General features: G+C 43.8%; 13 protein-coding genes. 6 read left to right on the forward strand and 7 right to left on the reverse strand.

Translation table 11 applies throughout. From position 1 onward, the window contains the following. The first annotated feature begins 115 nt into the window (after positions 1–115). Positions 116–454: a cupin domain-containing protein gene (locus HMPREF1532_RS04860; RefSeq protein ID WP_005925639.1), complete on the forward strand. Its 339-nt coding sequence runs from the start codon at positions 116–118 to the stop codon at positions 452–454. A gap of 91 nt (positions 455–545) precedes the next feature. Here HMPREF1532_RS04860 and HMPREF1532_RS04865 read toward each other — a convergent pair whose 3' ends face one another. Further along, the gene (locus HMPREF1532_RS04865; protein WP_005925641.1) at positions 546–1505 is read right to left on the reverse strand and encodes a pectinesterase family protein; all 960 of its coding nucleotides are present in this window, start codon (positions 1503–1505) and stop codon (positions 546–548) included. A 6-nt stretch (positions 1506–1511) separates the two neighbouring features. After that, a complete protein-coding gene (locus tag HMPREF1532_RS04870) occupies positions 1512–2711 on the reverse strand; it encodes a glycoside hydrolase family 88/105 protein (RefSeq protein WP_005925643.1) in 1200 nt (399 codons plus the stop codon). A 286-nt stretch (positions 2712–2997) separates the two neighbouring features. On the opposite strand from HMPREF1532_RS04870, the gene HMPREF1532_RS04875 reads away from it, so the two are divergent. Both HMPREF1532_RS04875 and HMPREF1532_RS04880 read left to right on the forward strand, forming a co-directional pair. Beyond that, positions 2998–4443, forward strand: a complete 1446-nt coding sequence (locus HMPREF1532_RS04875; protein ID WP_005925645.1) for an MFS transporter — start codon at positions 2998–3000, stop codon at positions 4441–4443. A gap of 200 nt (positions 4444–4643) precedes the next feature. Next, positions 4644–8045 (forward strand): DEAD/DEAH box helicase, encoded by a 3402-nt coding sequence (locus HMPREF1532_RS04880; protein ID WP_005925647.1) that lies wholly within the window; start codon positions 4644–4646, stop codon positions 8043–8045. A gap of 275 nt (positions 8046–8320) precedes the next feature. On the opposite strand, the gene HMPREF1532_RS04885 is transcribed toward HMPREF1532_RS04880, so the two are convergent. Next, the gene (locus HMPREF1532_RS04885) at positions 8321–9178 is read right to left on the reverse strand and encodes an AraC family transcriptional regulator (RefSeq protein WP_005925650.1); all 858 of its coding nucleotides are present in this window, start codon (positions 9176–9178) and stop codon (positions 8321–8323) included. A 115-nt stretch (positions 9179–9293) separates the two neighbouring features. Between HMPREF1532_RS04885 and HMPREF1532_RS04890 the strand changes: the two genes are divergently transcribed. Further along, entirely contained in the window at positions 9294–9995 is a 702-nt protein-coding gene (locus tag HMPREF1532_RS04890) for an HAD family hydrolase (protein WP_005925653.1), read from the forward strand. 372 nt (positions 9996–10367) lie between these two features. Here HMPREF1532_RS04890 and tatC read toward each other — a convergent pair whose 3' ends face one another. The 4 genes from tatC to HMPREF1532_RS04910 all read right to left on the reverse strand — a co-directional run bounded on the left by tatC (position 10368) and on the right by HMPREF1532_RS04910 (position 15214). Next, positions 10368–11168 (reverse strand): twin-arginine translocase subunit TatC, encoded by an 801-nt coding sequence (gene tatC, locus HMPREF1532_RS04895; protein WP_005925656.1) that lies wholly within the window; start codon positions 11166–11168, stop codon positions 10368–10370. Positions 11169–11170: 2 nt separating this feature from the next. Continuing rightward, entirely contained in the window at positions 11171–11401 is a 231-nt protein-coding gene (locus HMPREF1532_RS04900; protein WP_005925659.1) for a Sec-independent protein translocase subunit TatA/TatB, read from the reverse strand. A 155-nt stretch (positions 11402–11556) separates the two neighbouring features. Continuing rightward, positions 11557–14127, reverse strand: a complete 2571-nt coding sequence (locus tag HMPREF1532_RS04905; RefSeq protein ID WP_005925662.1) for a bifunctional UDP-N-acetylmuramoyl-tripeptide:D-alanyl-D-alanine ligase/alanine racemase — start codon at positions 14125–14127, stop codon at positions 11557–11559. 133 nt (positions 14128–14260) lie between these two features. Beyond that, positions 14261–15214, reverse strand: a complete 954-nt coding sequence (locus HMPREF1532_RS04910) for a GSCFA domain-containing protein (protein WP_005925665.1) — start codon at positions 15212–15214, stop codon at positions 14261–14263. Between the two features lie 205 nt (positions 15215–15419). Here HMPREF1532_RS04910 and dxs point away from each other — a divergent pair, with 205 nt between their 5' ends. Beyond that, the gene (gene dxs, locus HMPREF1532_RS04915; RefSeq protein ID WP_005925668.1) at positions 15420–17399 is read left to right on the forward strand and encodes a 1-deoxy-D-xylulose-5-phosphate synthase; all 1980 of its coding nucleotides are present in this window, start codon (positions 15420–15422) and stop codon (positions 17397–17399) included. 27 nt (positions 17400–17426) lie between these two features. Further along, positions 17427–18767: a Trk system potassium transporter TrkA gene (gene trkA, locus HMPREF1532_RS04920; RefSeq protein WP_005925671.1), complete on the forward strand. Its 1341-nt coding sequence runs from the start codon at positions 17427–17429 to the stop codon at positions 18765–18767. Positions 18768–18781: the final 14 nt, after the last annotated feature.

Below are 18781 nucleotides of genomic sequence, written 5' to 3' on the forward strand. Positions count from 1 at the left end.
CGAAATCTATTTTATTGTTGTGCAAACTTACGGACTTTTTATCTGAATGACGTCTAAAAAACGTTGCTTTAGGTGGAATAATTGTATATTTGGACGTTTTTTTAAAGCATAAAGTATGAAAACAAGAAGTAAAACATTCATTTTAGAAAAAGAAAAGGCATGGGAACCGGCAGGCGAAGGTGTAGTTCGTCAGATCATGGGGTATGACGGACAGGTAATGCTTGTAAAGGTTAAGTTTGAAACCGGTGCAATCGGAACACCTCATACACACTATCATACCCAGACTACATATGTAGCAAGCGGCAAGTTTGAATTCACCGTAAACGGAGAGAAACAAATAGTAGAAACTGGAGACGGTATATATATCGAACCGGATGCAGAACATGGATGCACCTGCTTGGAAGCAGGAATATTGATTGACTGTTTTAGTCCGATACGAGCAGATTTTCTATAAAGGGTGTGACGGCACTGCCGCACACCCTCCTCTGCAAAGAATATCTTCCCTACTACACAGGTCATCACGACTTTATAATAAGGAGACTCTCTTATCTCTTATATGGATACCAATTACTACTATCCGTAAAAATATTCTCAATAGTATAACGCAGTGCCTCTTTAGAGGTCAACTGTTTAGCCCATTTCACTCTGCCGGCTGTGGCTGCGCCTTCACCTGTATTACCGAATTCCGCATAACGGGCAGTTTTCTCATTCTCTTTATTGCGCCAGTTATCCCAGCCTTCAGGGCGGATATGGCTACCAAATTCGCAATTGAGGAAAGTAGTAGAAGCATACGGACGCCATGGACGCCCCAGATATACTTTGGTCACTCCGGGTGCAGCCGTCAACTTACAATTTTTGAACACATAACCGAATTCTACATTTTCCGGAGTCGATGCGGCCGTAATGTATGAATTCCGTTTGCTGTGGATCGTACAACGTTCAAACAATGCCGTCGCCGGACCAAAGATAAAATCAGTCGTTCCTTCTATATAACAATCTGTAAACAAAAGACGTGTTCCTTCTCTACCCGTATATATCGTATCCTGATTCCCCAATAAACGACAATGAATAAACATCAGCCTGTCTCCTTCGGTATGAAGAGCCACAGCCTGCCCAAGCGGTGCGGCATTATTCTCGATGGTCAGATTCTTAAATGTGATATCATTGCCTTCCACTTTCACAGTATAAGTGCGGAAAGTACCCATCTTATCGATATTAGCATGATCATCGTAGGTAATTATAGTACCTTCAGCACTCTCACCTACCAGCTGCACGTTCTTGACCCAAGAGGGAATTACCAGTTTTTCTTTATACAGTCCATCCTTTATATATATAGTAACGGTGTAATCCATAAAAGCCCGGACGGCCTCTACCGCTTCCTGAATAGTACGATATTCACCGGTTCCATCACGAGCAACTACGATAGTGTCTTGTTTTTGCTGTGCCTGTACTGTGCCGACGCAGGCCAGAAACAATAACAGACCTGCTTTCAATAACTTATTCATATGTTTTTATTTCTTCTGTAAACGTTCGTATTCCAAACTCGCCATAATAAACGGACCTACTGCTTTCGGGTCATTGCTGCGAATGGTTTCATTAATATAATAATCATAGTCTCCTGAACGATAATTCTTTCCGCCCAATCCGGCTACGGCACAGGCTTGGGTGATGGTGACCAATCCATCTTTGTCCACCTCGATAAAATTATCCAGAATACCTTTATATCCTTTCAATGCCACATCCAGATAAGAAGAGTCGATATATCCCATACGTACCGCTTTAAATAAAGAATAAACAAACATAGTTGAACAAGAAGATTCCAAATAATTACCCTTATCGCCACTACGATCGAGCACCTGATACCAAAGCCCGGTCTTAGGATCTTGTAAGCGTTTTACTTGTTCGGCGATATTATTAAGAATAACGAGCATGGAATCTCTTCCTGCCTCATGTTTCGGAATAAAATCGAGTGCATCGACAAATGCCATGGCATACCATCCCATAGCACGCCCCCAGCTATGTTTAGATTGCCCGGTAACAGGATCGGCCCAACGCTCCTTACGACTCACATCACAGGCATGACGATACAAGCCGTTTTTCGGATCGTATGTATGGCGAGCCACAGTGATAAACTGATTCACCACATCTGCATAATCTTTCACCCGGTTATTACGGAAAGCATATTCTGCATAAAAAGGTGAAGCCATATAAATACCATCCAGCCACATTTGATTCGGATAAATCTTTTTGTGCCAAAAACCGCCATCCTCGTTACGCGGATGCGTATCAAGCTGGCTACGCAATAAATCAATTGCTTTCTTGTATTTTTCATCCTTGGATTCCTCATAAATACGGAACAGAAATTTCCCGGAATTCAAACGGTCAATATTGTATTCGTGTAGTTTGTAAGTCACAATGCTACCATCATCATGAATCATTGTATCGGCATAAGCCAGTGCATAATCATATATCTTTTTTCCACCATAAGTATCATATACGTCGAGCATTGCTCCGAGTTCCAAGCCGTGACAATAATCCCATTTCAGTTTAGGTTGAAAATCCAGTTGCCACGATTCGGGACAACGAATCATCTCCGACTCCGTCATACGCACGGACCATGGAAGTTTATCACTCACTTTTTGGGCAGCCAACGAAACAGAGCAAAGCAAAGCCCCTATCACAAAAGTTTTACAAATTAAGTTTCTCTTCATTCTCATTTTTGTTATTGGTAATTAGATTTACTACTTAATGAGACAAAGATAGCGACTCTTTTTATATAAGGTGTGGAGTTTTCGATTCAAAAGGTGTATTTATAAGTTTTCGTGCACGCAAACATACAATTTCGTGTGCGATAACGTAGTTTTTCCGCATTTTTGGACGATTTTGGTATAAAACAGACAAAATTTACAGCAAAAGAGACAATAAATATGTTGATTTGCATCAAATAATGTGTATTTTTGGCCCAGAATCAGAACTAATAATTTTAAATCATTTATCATGAGTACAATTCAAAATGCTATGGGTAAAATGACAAACTACAGATGGACTATCTGCGCTATGTTATTTTTCGCGACAACTGTAAACTACCTCGACCGTCAGGTGCTCTCGCTGACGTGGGATGAATTTATCAAACCGGAATTCCACTGGGACGAATCACATTATGGAACTATTACCTCTGTATTTTCCATTGTATATGCAATCTGTATGTTGTTTGCCGGACGTTTCATCGACTGGATGGGAACAAAGAAAGGTTTCCTTTGGGCAATCGGTGTATGGTCGGCAGGTGCATGTCTCCACGCCTTATGTGGAGTAGTAACCGAGCACTTTGTAGGTCTTCACAGTGCTGCGGAATTAGCTTCCGCAACAGGTGCCACAGTGGTTACAATCGCTACCATCAGTATGTACTGCTTTCTTGCTGCCCGTTGTGTATTGGCACTCGGTGAAGCAGGTAACTTCCCGGCAGCCATTAAAGTTACTGCCGAGTACTTCCCCAAAAAAGACCGTGCTTATGCCACCTCTATTTTTAACGCCGGTGCATCTATCGGTGCATTAATTGCTCCGCTGACTATTCCTATTTTAGCTAAAGTATGGGGTTGGGAAATGGCATTTATCGTTATTGGTGGTCTCGGCTTTATTTGGATGGGGTTCTGGGTATTCATGTACACAGCCCCTTCAAAGAGTAAACACGTGAACAAAGCCGAATTGGAATACATTGAACAAGATAAGCACGAAGAAGGTGCCGCTCCACATGTAGAAGAGAAAGACCAGAAAAAAATGAAATTCTGGCAGTGTTTCAGCTACAAACAGACTTGGGCTTTTGCTTTCGGTAAATTTATGACCGACGGTGTATGGTGGTTCTTCCTTTTCTGGACTCCTTCTTATTTATTCACACAATTCGATATCAAAACATCCAGCCCATTGGGTATGGGATTGATCTTTACGCTATATGCCATTACCATGTTGTCTATTTACGGTGGTAAACTTCCTACTATCTTCATCAATAAAACAGGTATGAACCCCTACGCTGCCCGTATGAAAGCGATGTTGATCTTCGCATTCTTCCCGTTGGTAGTATTGTTGGCACAACCGTTAGGTACTATTTCTCCTTGGTTCCCCGTAATCATGATCGGTATCGGTGGAGCTGCTCACCAGTCCTGGTCGGCTAACATTTTCTCTACTGTAAGTGATATGTTCCCTAAAACAGCGATTGCAAGTATCACGGGTATCGGTGGTATGGCCGGTGGTTTCGGCTCTATGATTCTTCAGAAAGTAGCTGGTAACCTGTTTGTATATGCAGACGAAACTCAAATGACTTTCATGGGATTTGAGGGTAAGCCAGCCGGTTACTTCATTATCTTCTGTGTTTGTGCAGTAGCCTACCTCATCGGTTGGACCGTAATGAAGGCATTGGTTCCGAAATACAAACCTATCGTATTGGATTAATCTTTCCACACATAAATGTTTATAAATAAAAAAAGCTGTGTCGACAGGTAGTCGGCACAGCTTTTTTTATTTATTAAAAGAAGTTGACGTTACTTCCCTTTTCCTTGTCTTTACTACAAGCGAAGGCAAACTACACCCTAACATAATAAAATGAACTTGTTTATTTTATTCTACTCTCGGTTTGCATTATCTTTGCATGCATGGAAAATAAGGAGATAAAAGAATCGTTTGATATTTTGTTGACTGTCTGCCGCATCGATGATAACAAGCTCGACATAGCCTATAAACAAATGCGTGACCTGCTCGAACGCCTCTGCCGTAGCCAGATGCAGAACGAAAGCCTGCAAATGACCGACCTGTCCGCACGAATCAGTTTTGTAGCTGCACGCATCGGTTTATCAGCCATAGAACAGAATCGCCTGCATACTTTCCGCCTGACTTCAAATGGCGTACTGAACCGTAGAACAGAGCCCGAACGGGAAAAATTATTGCGCGACGCAAAGACTCTCGCTTTTTTCCTGAAAAAACTCTCGGGAACCGACATTCCGGATGAATTATATAGATTGCTGCCCAAAACAGATCCCACTTATATCATCGCTCCGCCCACTCGCAGAAAAATAGAACGTATGCGGGTATGCTTCCAACATTCCGATGAACATTTCCTATATGTAACACCACTGGACAGTATCGCCGATGAACCGTTACGGGTGCGCTACAATATCCCCCAATTCAACGAAGAGTTTGCAGAAACATGCAAACTCCTTTGGCAGCATGCACAGCTCAACCTCCTGGATATAAACGTAGACGACAACGGAATACTCAATCCTGCTTTCATCGTTCTCGAACCGGACTATCTGATAGATATCAGCTCGCTCGCCGAGTGTTTCCGGGAGTATGGTCATCATCCGGCCAATTATTTTCTGGCACGTTTACAACCCATTGAAAATGCGCGTCCATTATTATTAGGAAATATAGCCAACCTCTTTCTGGACGAATGGATCCACGCAAACGGAGAAGTAGACTACCTTTCGTGTATGCAAAAGGCCTTCCGCCGTTACCCCATTGAACTGGCTGCCTGCGCCGATCTACAAGATAAGGAAAAGGAGCGTCAATTCTTTGAAGATTGCAAAATGCACTTTGAACACATCCGGGAAGTAGTAACCGAAACGTTCCATGCCCCCGGATATGAAATGGATAAGAGGGATGCCGTACTCGAACCTTCGTACATTTGTGAAGCACTTGGTTTACAAGGACGTCTCGACTATATGCAACGGGATATGTCGTCATTCATTGAAATGAAATCCGGTAAAGGAGACGAATACAGTATCCGTAATAAAGTAGAACCGAAAGAAAACAACAAAGTACAGATGTTACTCTACCAGGCGGTACTTCAATATTCAATGAAGATGGACCACCACCGCGTAAAGGCTTACCTGCTTTATACACGTTATCCTCTGCTCTATCCGGCCCGCCCGTCATGGGCTATGGTACGCCGGGTAATCAACCTTCGAAATCGCATCGTAGCCGAAGAATACGGTATACAATTACATAACAGCCTTGAATATACTGCTACCAAATTACAGTCAATCCAAGCACAAACCCTCAATGAACGGGGATTACAAAGCCGTTTTTGGGAACAATACCTGCGTCCCTCCATTGATATATTCGCACAACATCTCGCCGCTCTTTCTCCTCTGGAACAAACCTATTTCTATGCCCTGTATAATTTTATAACCAAAGAGCTTTATACCTCCAAATCCGGAGACGTAGACTACGAAGGACGTACAGGAGCTGCTGCCTTATGGCTTTCTACACTTGCCGAAAAATCAGAAGCCGGAGAAATTCTTTATGACCTGCGCATCAAAGAGAATCACGCAGCCGACGAGCATAAAGCCACTATCATCTTATCCAGAGAAATACTCCGGGAAGAAGCTTTACCCAACTTCCGGCAAGGAGACTCCATAGTGTTGTACGAACGCAATGCAGTTACCGATAATGTCACCAACAAAATGGTATTTAAAGGTAATATCGAAACAATCACTGAAGAAGAGATACATATCCGCCTACGCGCCAGTCAGCAGAATTCCTCTGTCCTTCCCCCTGACAGCCTGTATGCCATCGAACATGACACAATGGATACCACTTTCCGCAATATGTACTACGGACTGTCAGCTTTTGCGTCGGCAACAAAAGACCGCCGGGATCTGCTTCTCGCCCAACGCTCCCCTGCCTTTGACGAATCGTTCATTCCCCGCATCACTGCCGCCACCGATGATTTCTCCCGTGTTGCCCTTAAAGCACAAGCGGCCAAAGATTATTTTCTGCTGATAGGCCCTCCAGGAACAGGAAAGACCTCTTGTGCCCTCAAAAAAATGGTAGAAACCTTCCACCAGGACGAACAGGCACAGATACTTCTGTTATCGTATACCAACCGTGCCGTAGATGAGATTTGCAAATCACTCTCTTCCATCCGCCCCAAAGTGGACTTTATCCGCATAGGCAGCGAACTGTCCTGTGACGAGACCTATCGCAGCCATCTGATAGAAAATGAACTGTCAGCTTGTATGCGCCGTTCGGAAGTGACCGACCGTATTACACGTTGCCGGATATTCATAGGTACAGTAGCCTCCATTTCCGGCAAGCCAGAACTCTTCCGCCTGAAAAAATTCGATGTAGCCATTGTCGATGAAGCAACTCAGATTCTTGAACCTCAGTTATTGGGTATCCTTTGTGCCCGTAGTATGTCGGGGGATAATGCCATTGGCAAATTTATCCTTATAGGCGATCACAAACAGCTCCCAGCCGTCGTTCTTCAACGTGAAGATCAATCTGAAATACACAATGAAACACTGCGTGCCATCGGACTAACAAACCTTAAAGATTCTCTTTTTGAGCGTCTTTACCGCAACACCCAAAACTACTCCCATCCCTCCAAAGATAATATATCTCCCTATCCCCATTTCACTTCTCCCGCCTCACTTCTCTCCGACATGCTTTGCCGACAAGGACGTATGCACCCCGAAGTAGCCCTTTTTGCCAACCGTACTTTCTACGAAGGGCGCCTGTTACCCGTAGGATTACCTCATCAACTGGAAAATTCAGCAGGCATCACGCGCCTCGCTTTCTATCCGTCCGAACCGGAACCCGCAGGAGCGCCGGCCAAAACGAATCGTTCCGAAGCTCGTATCGTTGCCCGACTGGCATTAGACGTTTATCAAAAAAACGAAAAAGAATTCAACACAGCACAAACTTTGGGTATTATCACTCCTTATCGTAGCCAGATAGCACTCATCAAACAAGAAATTGCCCGATTAAACATTCCGATGCTTAACAGGATACTTATCGACACAGTCGAACGTTTTCAAGGGAGTGAACGGGATGTCATCATTTATTCGTTCTGTGTCAACTACCCTTACCAACTCAAATTCCTCTCGAACTTAACGGTGGACAACGGAATATTGGTAGACCGAAAATTAAATGTAGCAATGACCCGTGCCCGAAAACAGATGTTTATTACAGGAGTTCCCAATCTACTGAAACTGAATCCCATTTACGATAATTTGATGAAATCAATGCCCTCAACAGTCAGAATGGACGAATAAGCAAGGATCTTTCGAAATAATACGGAAGGTTATTAATTTTTATTCTCTCTTTATGCGCTTTATTAACACCTAAATAATGAACAAACCGCTATATTTGCATCACGTTTTTTTCATAGAGATTTAGATTTAAGGTTAGAAGAATTGCGGAAGTCGTGAGACTTCCCTTTTTTTCGCTTTAACGTTTACTGCCTTTTCAATTTTTTCAAAGCAAGTAAACAAGAAAAGCCGCTTCGAGAGAAGAGGCTTTTTCATTTTCATATTTCTGTATCAAGTATTTACTCCACCGGCACACAAATTTCTGTCAATAACTCCTCAGGAGGCGTATTACCCGGATTATTCAGATACACCTCATAACCACGTGCATCACTGATCTTATAGCCGCTTTCGGGAATCCAATGCCCATAAATCGTATCATACACCGCTCCCAGATTAGAATAAGGTCCTTTATAGCGAAATACCAGATATTTTCCCCTCGGAATTTCCTTCACACCTATTTCACCCTTGGGTTGTACTGCTACGGGAACAGTAAAACAAACATCTGTCCGCAAATTCTTAGTCTCGGTCACCTTCGGATCATCATGAAATATGCAAATATATTCCATACATCCGGTATATATCTTCTCTTCATTTACATAAGCATACAGTTTTTTCCATGCTTCGCAATATGCCAAAGCCATATATGCGCCTGTCAAACGAACATAAATCACCTGCTTCGGCTGTTGTTCACGTACTTCCATTGTCACATCCAGTTCCGGATTCACTTCCATTGGTTTCATAATAATGTGGTCTTTATTGTTTCGATATTCATTGGGTGAAATACCATAAAATTGTTTAAAGACTTTCGACAACGACGAAGGAGAAGCATATCCTATCTGATAAGCAATATCACTTACAGGCATTGTACTATAACGTAACAATCGGGCTGCGGTCTCGATTCTTGTACGCACAATAAATGCTCCCAACGGTTCACCTAAAAATGCTTTCATAATGCGGTGAAAGTGATAAGGCGAGAAATGAGAAATTTCGGCCAGTCTTTCCAAATCTATTTCTTCACCTAAATGATTGTTGATATACTCCACCACCCTATTTACACACTGGTGATACTCTTGGGTTGTCGCCATTCTTTGTTCCATATTCTTTGATTGTTTCACGCAGCAAAGATAAGGACACCCACCGGAGCAAACTTTTCCAATCTTGCTAACTTCAGAAATTATTTATTTAAATTTGTGCCGTAAACATACGAAAAAGATGAAAGAGATAAAAATAATTGCATTCGATGCAGACGATACACTTTGGAGCAATGAACCGTTCTTCCAGGATATAGAACGAGAATATACCGGATTATTAAGTTCTTACGGAGAGCCCAAAGAGATATCTGCCGAGTTGTTTCACACAGAAATGGACAATCTGGAACGTTACGGTTACGGTGCAAAAGGATTTACGCTATCGATGATAGAAACCGCATTGCGCATCAGTAAGCAGAAAGTGCCATCAGAAACAATAGAAAAGGTTCTTCTTTTAGGTAAATCCCTACTGGACATGCCGATAGAGTTACTGCCCGAAGTCGAAGAGACCTTAAATATTCTAAAACAAAGTAAACGCTATCAATTAGTAGTGGCCACCAAAGGAGATTTACTGGATCAGCAACGAAAGCTGCAACGCTCCGGTCTCTCCCCCTACTTTGACCATGTGGAAATTATGTCAGACAAGACAGAAAAAGAATATGCCAAACTTATAGAAAATCTACGAATAACTCCCAATCAGTTTCTAATGGTGGGCAACTCGCTGAAATCAGATATCCAGCCGGTATTGGCTCTCGGTGGCTATGCGATGCATATACCTTTCGAAATAATGTGGCAGCATGAAGTAGTAGAACATTTTGAGCATCCCCGGCTCTACCAATTGAAAAAATTGGGAAAATTAACCAAACTACTTCAGCTCACCCACTAATGCAAAAGTTGCAGAAAACATCGGAACGAATGAGTGTCAGTAATATATGTTTAGGAGGCTTTCCATGAAAAGCTATTCGTTACGCGACTTTCTTTGTATAAGATTCCGACCATTTTGGCACATTATCCACCTAGAATTTACCAACTTCACCTTTTTGCTTAATCGCCCTATTCATCGGCAATGCAGGGTGAAAGGCTACTCTCGTTTTCCTGCATCTGTGCTTACGACCCGTATGCACGGTGCTTATAACTCGTATGCACGGTGCATACGGATCGTAAGCACCAAGCATATGGACGGTGAACACGATACCCGAAAAATATCAAACAGGCACTTGGAAGTCTATACCGAATGATATATCACTACATTGAATAATTATTCATCTTCGATTTCCGTTTTCGGTTTATCCTTAATCATCAGAATACTCATCTCGTAAAGTAGATAAAGCGGTATCGCCACGACACTCAACGTGAAAGGATCTCCTGTAGGAGTAATGATGGCAGCAGCAATCACAATAATGACGATAGCATGCCGACGGTATTTTCTCAAGAACGATTTATTGACAAGCCCCAACAGCGAAAGCAACCACGTCACCAAAGGCAACTCGAATGCCAACCCCATGCAGAGCACTAACATCATAAAATTATCTATATATGAATTGAGTGAGATTACATTCTCTATCTCTGCACTAAGCTGATAAGTGGACAAGAAACGAAGTGTCAACGGATACACCATAAAATATCCCAGCAATACTCCCAGAAAAAACATAAAAGTACCGATTGTCAGTGCTTTCCGTACACCACGACGTTCATTTGGATAGAGTGCCGGATTAATAAACCGCCATATCTCAAAAAAGATATAAGGCATGGCCGTCACTACCGACATCCAGAATGCCGTAGACATATGTATAAAAAAAGGAGCAGCCAGATTAATATTTACCAGTTTCACCTGAAACTCCTGTGTAAAAAAATCATCTGTCAGATCAAACGTCTTGCCGATGTATCGTAACAGGTCATAAAACACAAAGTCATTGTGACAAGGAGCCAGCACTACGTTATCAAACAAATAGGGCATAGCGATGAAATATCCCACCGCCAGTACAAACCAAACTCCAATGACACGAAACAACACCCGGCGCAACTCGTCCAGATGGTCCCAGAAAGTCATTTCAGCCATGGCTATTTCTTATCCTTGTCTGTTGTTTTAGCCGGTTCGTCGATCTCGTCTTTCGCTTTATTAATCTCCTCTTTCGCTTCGTTTACACCATCCTTGAAACTCTTTACGCCTTTACCAAGGCCACGCATCAATTCGGGTATCTTCTTTCCACCAAAAAGCAAAAGGATCACGAGGGCAATAATAATCCATTCGGAACCACTGGGTAAAAAGCCTAATAATAATAAGTTTGTCATAAGATAGTAAAGTATATATAAGTTTGGGGACAAATATAGTGATTTCGTTAGAAAGAGAAAAAGAACTTTGAGAATTAGTGATAAGCGATCAGTGATTAACAGGCCGCGCTGTTACACTGCATAGTACTAAGCACTTATCACTAATCCCTAATTTCCTAATCCTGATAATACACTCGCTTCACCCGCGTTGAAACGCTCGTAAGTACTTCATAAGGTATCGTATCAAGCACATCAGATAATACGGTAATCGGCAAGTCATCTCCGAAGATAATAGCAGGATCTCCCTCTTGACAGTCGATGCCGGTCACATCGATCATACAGACATCCATACAAATATTGCCTACATAAGGGGCTTTTTTTCCATTAACCAGACAGTAAGCATGTCCGCATCCCAAATGACGATTCAACCCGTCGGCATAACCGATAGGAATGGCCGCAATACGTGACGGACGCTCCAAATGTCCTTTACGGCTATACCCCACCGTATCTTCGGCCGCGACATCACGTATCTGCAAAATAGTAGTTTTCAATGTACTGACATTGTTTATGACCGAATTATCAATGGGGCTGACCCCATACAGTCCGATACCCAGACGAACCATATCAAACTGCGCACCCGGAAAACGCTCAATTCCTGCCGTATTGCAGATATGACGCAGAATTTTATGCGGAAAAGCCCGTTGCAATTCAACCGAGGCGCGTTCGAATATCTCAATTTGCTGACGTGTAAAGGCATCAAACTGAGGAGAATCGCTCCCCACAAAATGTGAGAATACCGAGCGTGGAATCAATGCATTCTGGTTCTTCAGCCGCCGTATTAACAGAGGAACGTCCCCTTCGGCAAATCCAAGACGGTGCATTCCAGTATCCAACTTAATATGCACAGGAAAATTGGTAATACCTTCTTTCTCGGCAGCCTTCACCAATGCATCGAGCAAATGGAAGTTATATACTTCGGGTTCGAGTTTATAATCGAACATCGTTTTAAAAGAGGTTAGCTCCGGATCCATGATGATAATGGAAGAGGTAATGCCTGCTTTGCGCAATTCCGCTCCTTCATCAGCCACAGCCACGGCCAAATAATCTACCCGATGTTCCTGCAAAGTCTTAGCTATTTCATAAGAGCCGGCTCCATAAGCAGAAGCTTTTACCATGCAGACCATTTTTGTTTCCGGCCGGAGCATGGCACGATAGTGATTCAAGTTGGCTACCATAGCACCCAGATTCACTTCCAGTATCGTCTCATGCACTTTCAGTTCCAAAGCATCCGAAACCAAATCAAAGTTGAATGCACGCGAACCCTTTATCAAAATCACTTCATTGTGCAAGCCGTTCAGAAGTTCTGATGCCATCAATTCGTCCGTAGTATGGAAAAAATACTTTTCCATATCGAAGCGTGCAGCAGAGGAACAAATTTCAGGTCCCACACCGATAATCTTTTCAATGCCCCTGCTTTGTACCAATTGGGCCACTTTACGGTAAAGTGTCGTCGTACTCTGTCCGGTTTCCAAAATATCCGAAAGGATAAGCGTACGTTTCATTCCTTTTGCTTCGGAACGACGTACCAGAAAGTCAAGAGCAATATCAAGTGAAGCCAAATCGGAATTATAACTATCATTGATAAGTATACATCCCTGCTTTCCCTCCTTCACCTCCAGACGCATGGCCACGGGCTCGAGACGTACCATTCGTTCTGTTATCTGATCGGCAGGCATCATCAGATAAAGACAGGCTGCCAGGCAATTGAGTGAATTTTCGATAGATGCATCATCAATGAAAGGGATACAGAAGGTATTATCCATTTCCAGATAACGATATGAAATAACCGTATGATCTTCTTTCTTCAATATCTTGCTTATATATAGAGGACGCTCGGCATCCTTGCAGCTCCAAGCTATCTCACGAGCCGTAAGCATCGATTTTGCCACGCAATTGCTTATCAGTTCATTATCGGCATTATAAATTACGACATCGCAATTTTTAAAAAGGCTGAGTTTCTCCATGCACTTTTCCTGCAAGGAGAAAAAGTTCTCCTGGTGTGCCCCACCAATATTAGTAAGAATACCGATAGATGGCTTGATCATGTTCGCCAAAGCACGCATCTCTCCCATCTCAGAAATACCAGCCTCGAAGATGGCCAGTTCCGCCTCCTCATTCATCTGCCATACGGAAAGAGGCACACCGATCTGTGAATTATAACTGCGCGGTGAACGCACAATAATACGGTCAGGACTGAGCAACTGATGCAGCCACTCCTTTACAATCGTTTTTCCATTGCTTCCCGTAATACCTATTACAGGTATCTGAAACTGTTCACGATGCTGTTCGGCTAACTTCTGAAGAGCTTTCAACGGATTACTGACGATCAGAAAGTTAAAAGCAGAAAGCCCTTGTTTAGTTGAAAGTTGAAAGTTGAAAGTTGAAAGTTGAAAATCAGAAGTCAGTGTACTGTCAACATCTCCCGTCTCCATTCTCCCATCTCCCGTCTCTTTACTCCACTCATCGAAATCCTCTTGTGATAAAACGAAATTCCGCACACCGCGTTCATAAAGATCGGGGATGTATCGTGCTCCTTTGTTTCGTTTCGTAGTCAGGGCAAAAAAGAGAGTTTCTTCGGGAAAACTGAGTGAACGGCTATCTGTAAGTAACCAGTCAACAGTGGCTTCCAAGGTACCGACCCTGCGGGCACCCATACGTTCGGCTATTGTTTCAATCGTATATGACATAAATAATTAATTAATTTGCCCATGTGCCCATATGCCAATTAGCTGCGCTATAGCAATACACCGCATAACAATCGGCACATTAGCATATTGGTGCATTAGCACATTATTGAGACATTGGCACATTATCGAGGCATTATTCAAACTCTAAGTACGGGTATTTTCGGTTAAGTCGTTCTATTTTTAACACAATTTGTCCTAAAAATCTTTTATGCTCCTCAGAGTCGGGATGAAAGGGGCGATGTGCCAGCGCTTTACGAATACTTTCACATTCATCCATAATCTTTTTTGTTTCATCAGAAAAGAAAACATCGGAAAAGCGTTCCCACAGATAATTTACTGCTAAAGGAGAAGGATGAAGCATATCATCGGCATAGAAGCGATAGTCACGCAATTCGTCAAGCATAATCTCGTAAGAAGGAAAATAAAAAATTGTGGTAGGAAAAATGCTCTGTAATTGTTCTATTGCTAAAAGCAACGTTGCCTTGCTGAGCTGGTTAGCATGCATACCGTCACGGATATGACGGATCGGGCTTACGGTAAAAAGCACTTTCAAAGTGGAATTCTGATTTCGAAGTTCTTTCAGGAATCGCGTATACTCATCGACGATCTCATCTACCGTCAACATTCTACGGGTGAACAGTTTCTCCGGCTGCTTATGACAATTCGATACGATACGCCCCGTCTCTCGTTGCTGATACACAAAAGTTGTCCCCCAAGTCAGCAGCAGCCAGTCCGTACGGCTCATCCGGTCGTGAGCTTGCCGTAAACGATCATTGATCTGCTGCAACGCCTCCTCAACCGAAACTGCTGAAAAAGCCCCGTGATGCATCGGACTATGCCAACAATCACGAAAGAAGAAAAGATCGGATGCTGTATATTGCTTTCCCGAAAGAATCTCTTGCAATGCTTCCAATACAGAAAAAGGATTATATAATATTCCGAAAGGGTTGACGTCACAGTGAAAAGAGTTCTCTTTCAACTGCCGGCCGATATTCTCGGCAAAACAAGAGCCCATCAGCAACAGTTGTTGCGCATGAGTGATAGGTGGCAAACCCTTTGGTAATTCAACAGGGGTAGAGAAGTTCATCATTGGCACATTTATCAAATCACGCGAAAATAGGGAAAAAATCGGAACGGAAAAAACAATCGGTTCATTTTTTATCAGGAAATGAAACCTCTCCCCAACCCCGCAATATTTTCGTACAAAAATATAACATTACTGCTTTTTCACATCAAAAAAGAATGTCTTTCCTTTTCTTTTCGTATTTTTGCATACTAAATTCTGTCGGAACATGAAGAACGAAACCACATATAGCTTGCTAAACGCATTGGATAACCCCGAAGACTTGCGGCGACTCACGCCTGAGCAACTACCCGAGGTGTGTCATGAATTACGGCAAGACATCATCAAAGAAGTCTCCTGCAATCCGGGACACTTTGCTGCCAGTCTGGGAGTGGTAGAACTCACCGTAGCCCTGCATTACGTGTTCAATACTCCTTACGACCGCCTCGTCTGGGACGTAGGACATCAAGCTTACGGACATAAAATCCTTACCGGACGCCGCGACACCTTTTCCACCAATCGTAAAATGGGAGGTATCCGGCCTTTCCCCTCACCCGAAGAAAGCGAATACGATACTTTTACTTGCGGACATGCTTCCAACTCCATCTCGGCAGCATTGGGCATGGCAGTGGCAGCCATGAAAAAAGGAGAACGCGACCGCCATGTGGTAGCCGTCATCGGCGACGGATCGATGAGTGGCGGACTGGCTTTCGAGGGGCTCAACAACGTTTCATCCACCCCTAACAATCTGCTTATCATACTGAATGATAACGATATGGCCATCGACCGAAGCGTGGGCGGAATGAAGCAATATCTCTTTAACCTTACCACCTCCAACCGCTACAATCAGTTAAGATTCAAGACTTCACAACTGCTCTTCAAAATGGGTATCCTAAATGAAGATCGCCGCAAGGCACTTATCCGTTTGGGAAACAGTTTGAAATCGCTCGTCGCACAACAACAAAACATCTTCGAGGGAATGAACATTCGTTATTTCGGCCCGGTAGACGGACATGACGTACAAAATATCGCTCGTATCTTGCGGGATATCAAAGATATGGAAGGCCCTAAAGTACTGCATCTTCACACCATTAAAGGAAAAGGATTCGAACCGGCCGAAAAGCATCCGGGAATCTGGCATGCACCGGGCAAATTCGACCCGGAAACAGGGAAAAGACTGATTGCCGATACGAACGGAATGCCACCACTCTTTCAAGATGTCTTCGGACATACGCTGGTGGAACTGGCCGAACAAAACCCGCGCATCGTGGGGGTAACGCCTGCCATGCCTACAGGATGCTCCATGAATTTCTTAATGGAACAAATGCCCGGACGCGCTTTCGACGTAGGCATCGCCGAAGGACATGCTGTGACTTTCTCCGGAGGAATGGCGAAAGACGGCCTTTTGCCTTTTTGTAATATCTACTCCTCATTTATGCAACGTGCCTACGACAATGTGATTCATGACGTGGCCATCCAGCGATTGCCCGTCGTGCTATGTCTCGACCGTGCCGGATTGGTAGGTGAAGACGGTCCTACGCATCACGGAATGTTCGACCTGGCATACATGCGTCCGATCCCCAACTTGACCGTCTCTTCTCCGATGGACGAACACGAACTACGCCGGCTAATGTATACGGCACAGTTACCGGACAAAGGGCCGTTCGTCATCCGTTATCCGCGTGGACGGGGAGTGTTGGTGGACTGGAAGTGCCCGCTCGAAGAAATTCCCGTAGGACGGGGACGAAAACTAAAAGAGGGCCGTGATTTGGCCGTTATCACTATCGGTCCGATAGGAAATACGGCCGCACATGCCATCGCACAAGTAGAGAAAGAGAACCCTAAACAAAGTATAGCCCATTATGACTTACGCTTTCTCAAACCATTAGACGAAGAGCTCCTACACGAAATAGGAACACGATTCAACCACATTATCACCATAGAAGACGGCATCAAAGCCGGAGGCATGGGAAGTGCCGTACTTGAATTCATGGCTGATCATGGATACAGTCCGAAACTACAGCGTATCGGTATCCCCGATCATTTCATTGAACACGGGACGGCAGCGCAGCTATATGCCCTCTGCGGCCTGGATGAAGAAGGCATCAAGAAAGTGCTAAAAGGTGAAAAGTGGGAAAAAAATGCCAGAATAAACGGTAATGGAATAAAAATACAAACTGTGGACGAAAAAGCACATCTCAGTAACTAAATAAACGAAGCATAACAGCAGACAAAAATGAAGATTATCATTGCCGGTGCCGGCAACGTAGGCACCCATCTGGCCAAACTGCTCTCCCGTGAGCGGCAGGATATCATATTAATGGACGACGACGAAGAGAAGCTCAGTACTTTGAGCAATAATTTTGACTTGATGACCGTCACTGCATCCCCTTCTTCCATCTCCGGATTGAAAGAAGTAGGCGTAAAAGAAGCCGACTTGTTCATCGCCGTCACTCCGGACGAAAGCCGAAACATGACAGCCTGCATGCTGGCTCACAATCTGGGTGCACTGAAAACCGTAGCACGCATCGACAATTACGAATACCTGTTACCCAAAAACAAAGAGTTCTTCCAAAAGTTAGGAGTAGATTCGCTCATCTACCCCGAAATGCTGGCCGCCAAAGAGATCGTATCCTCCATGCGTATGAGCTGGGTACGTCAATGGTGGGAATTCTGCGGAGGAGCACTGATCCTGATAGGTGCCAAAATGCGTGAAAAGGCAGAAATTCTGGACATCCCCCTCCACCAACTCGGAAGCCCCAACATTCCTTATCATGTGGTAGCTATCAAACGTGGCACAGATACTATTATTCCCCGGGGTGACGACACCATCAAACTGAATGACATCGTTTATTTCACCACCACCCGAAAATACATTCCTTATATCCGGAAAATCGCCGGAAAAGAAGATTATGCCGATGTACGCAATGTCATGATCATGGGAGGAAGCCGTATTGCTGTGCGAACGGCACAGTATGTACCCGACTACATGCAAGTGAAAATTGTAGACAACGACCTCAACCGTTGCAACCGCCTGACAGAATTACTGGACGATCGTACCATGATTATCAACGGAGACGGCCGCGATATGGACCTGCTCATCGAAGAAGGTCTCAAAAACACAGAAGCTTTTGTGGCACTGACCGGAAACTCCGAAACGAACATCCTCGCCTGCCTTGCCGCCAAACGTATGGGTGTGAATAAAACAGTGGCAGAAGTAGAAAACATTGATTATATAGGCATGGCGGAGAGTCTTGACATCGGCACGGTAATCAACAAGAAGATGATTTCCGCCAGCCACATCTATCAAATGATGCTGGATGCGGACGTCAGTAATGTAAAATGCCTCACATTCGCCAATGCCGACGTGGCCGAATTTACCGTAAAGGCAGACTCTAAAATTACCAAACACCTCATCAAGGATCTGGGATTGCCTAAAGGAACTACCATCGGCGGTATGATCCGGAACGGTGAAGGTATCCTTGTCACCGGAGACACGCTGGTGCGTGCAGGTGACCACGTGGTAGTGTTCTGCCTGAGTATGATGATCAAGAAAATAGAAAAATACTTTAATTAATTGTCAATTGTCAA

The sequence above is a fragment of the Bacteroides salyersiae WAL 10018 = DSM 18765 = JCM 12988 genome (assembly GCF_000381365.1).
GTDB classification, from domain to species: domain Bacteria; phylum Bacteroidota; class Bacteroidia; order Bacteroidales; family Bacteroidaceae; genus Bacteroides; species Bacteroides salyersiae.

What these genes read in the sequence shown, in the direction of transcription:
- HMPREF1532_RS04860 (WP_005925639.1), top strand. Translation starts at nt 116, where the DNA reads ATGAAAACAAGAAGTAAAACATTCATTTTAGAAAAAGAAAAGGCATGG.
- HMPREF1532_RS04865 (WP_005925641.1), bottom strand. Translation starts at nt 1,505, where the DNA reads ATGAATAAGTTATTGAAAGCAGGTCTGTTATTGTTTCTGGCCTGCGTC.
- HMPREF1532_RS04870 (WP_005925643.1), bottom strand. Translation starts at nt 2,711, where the DNA reads ATGAAGAGAAACTTAATTTGTAAAACTTTTGTGATAGGGGCTTTGCTT.
- HMPREF1532_RS04875 (WP_005925645.1), top strand. Translation starts at nt 2,998, where the DNA reads ATGAGTACAATTCAAAATGCTATGGGTAAAATGACAAACTACAGATGG.
- HMPREF1532_RS04880 (WP_005925647.1), top strand. Translation starts at nt 4,644, where the DNA reads ATGGAAAATAAGGAGATAAAAGAATCGTTTGATATTTTGTTGACTGTC.
- HMPREF1532_RS04885 (WP_005925650.1), bottom strand. Translation starts at nt 9,178, where the DNA reads ATGGAACAAAGAATGGCGACAACCCAAGAGTATCACCAGTGTGTAAAT.
- HMPREF1532_RS04890 (WP_005925653.1), top strand. Translation starts at nt 9,294, where the DNA reads ATGAAAGAGATAAAAATAATTGCATTCGATGCAGACGATACACTTTGG.
- tatC (WP_005925656.1), bottom strand. Translation starts at nt 11,168, where the DNA reads ATGGCTGAAATGACTTTCTGGGACCATCTGGACGAGTTGCGCCGGGTG.
- HMPREF1532_RS04900 (WP_005925659.1), bottom strand. Translation starts at nt 11,401, where the DNA reads ATGACAAACTTATTATTATTAGGCTTTTTACCCAGTGGTTCCGAATGG.
- HMPREF1532_RS04905 (WP_005925662.1), bottom strand. Translation starts at nt 14,127, where the DNA reads ATGTCATATACGATTGAAACAATAGCCGAACGTATGGGTGCCCGCAGG.
- HMPREF1532_RS04910 (WP_005925665.1), bottom strand. Translation starts at nt 15,214, where the DNA reads ATGAACTTCTCTACCCCTGTTGAATTACCAAAGGGTTTGCCACCTATC.
- dxs (WP_005925668.1), top strand. Translation starts at nt 15,420, where the DNA reads ATGAAGAACGAAACCACATATAGCTTGCTAAACGCATTGGATAACCCC.
- trkA (WP_005925671.1), top strand. Translation starts at nt 17,427, where the DNA reads ATGAAGATTATCATTGCCGGTGCCGGCAACGTAGGCACCCATCTGGCC.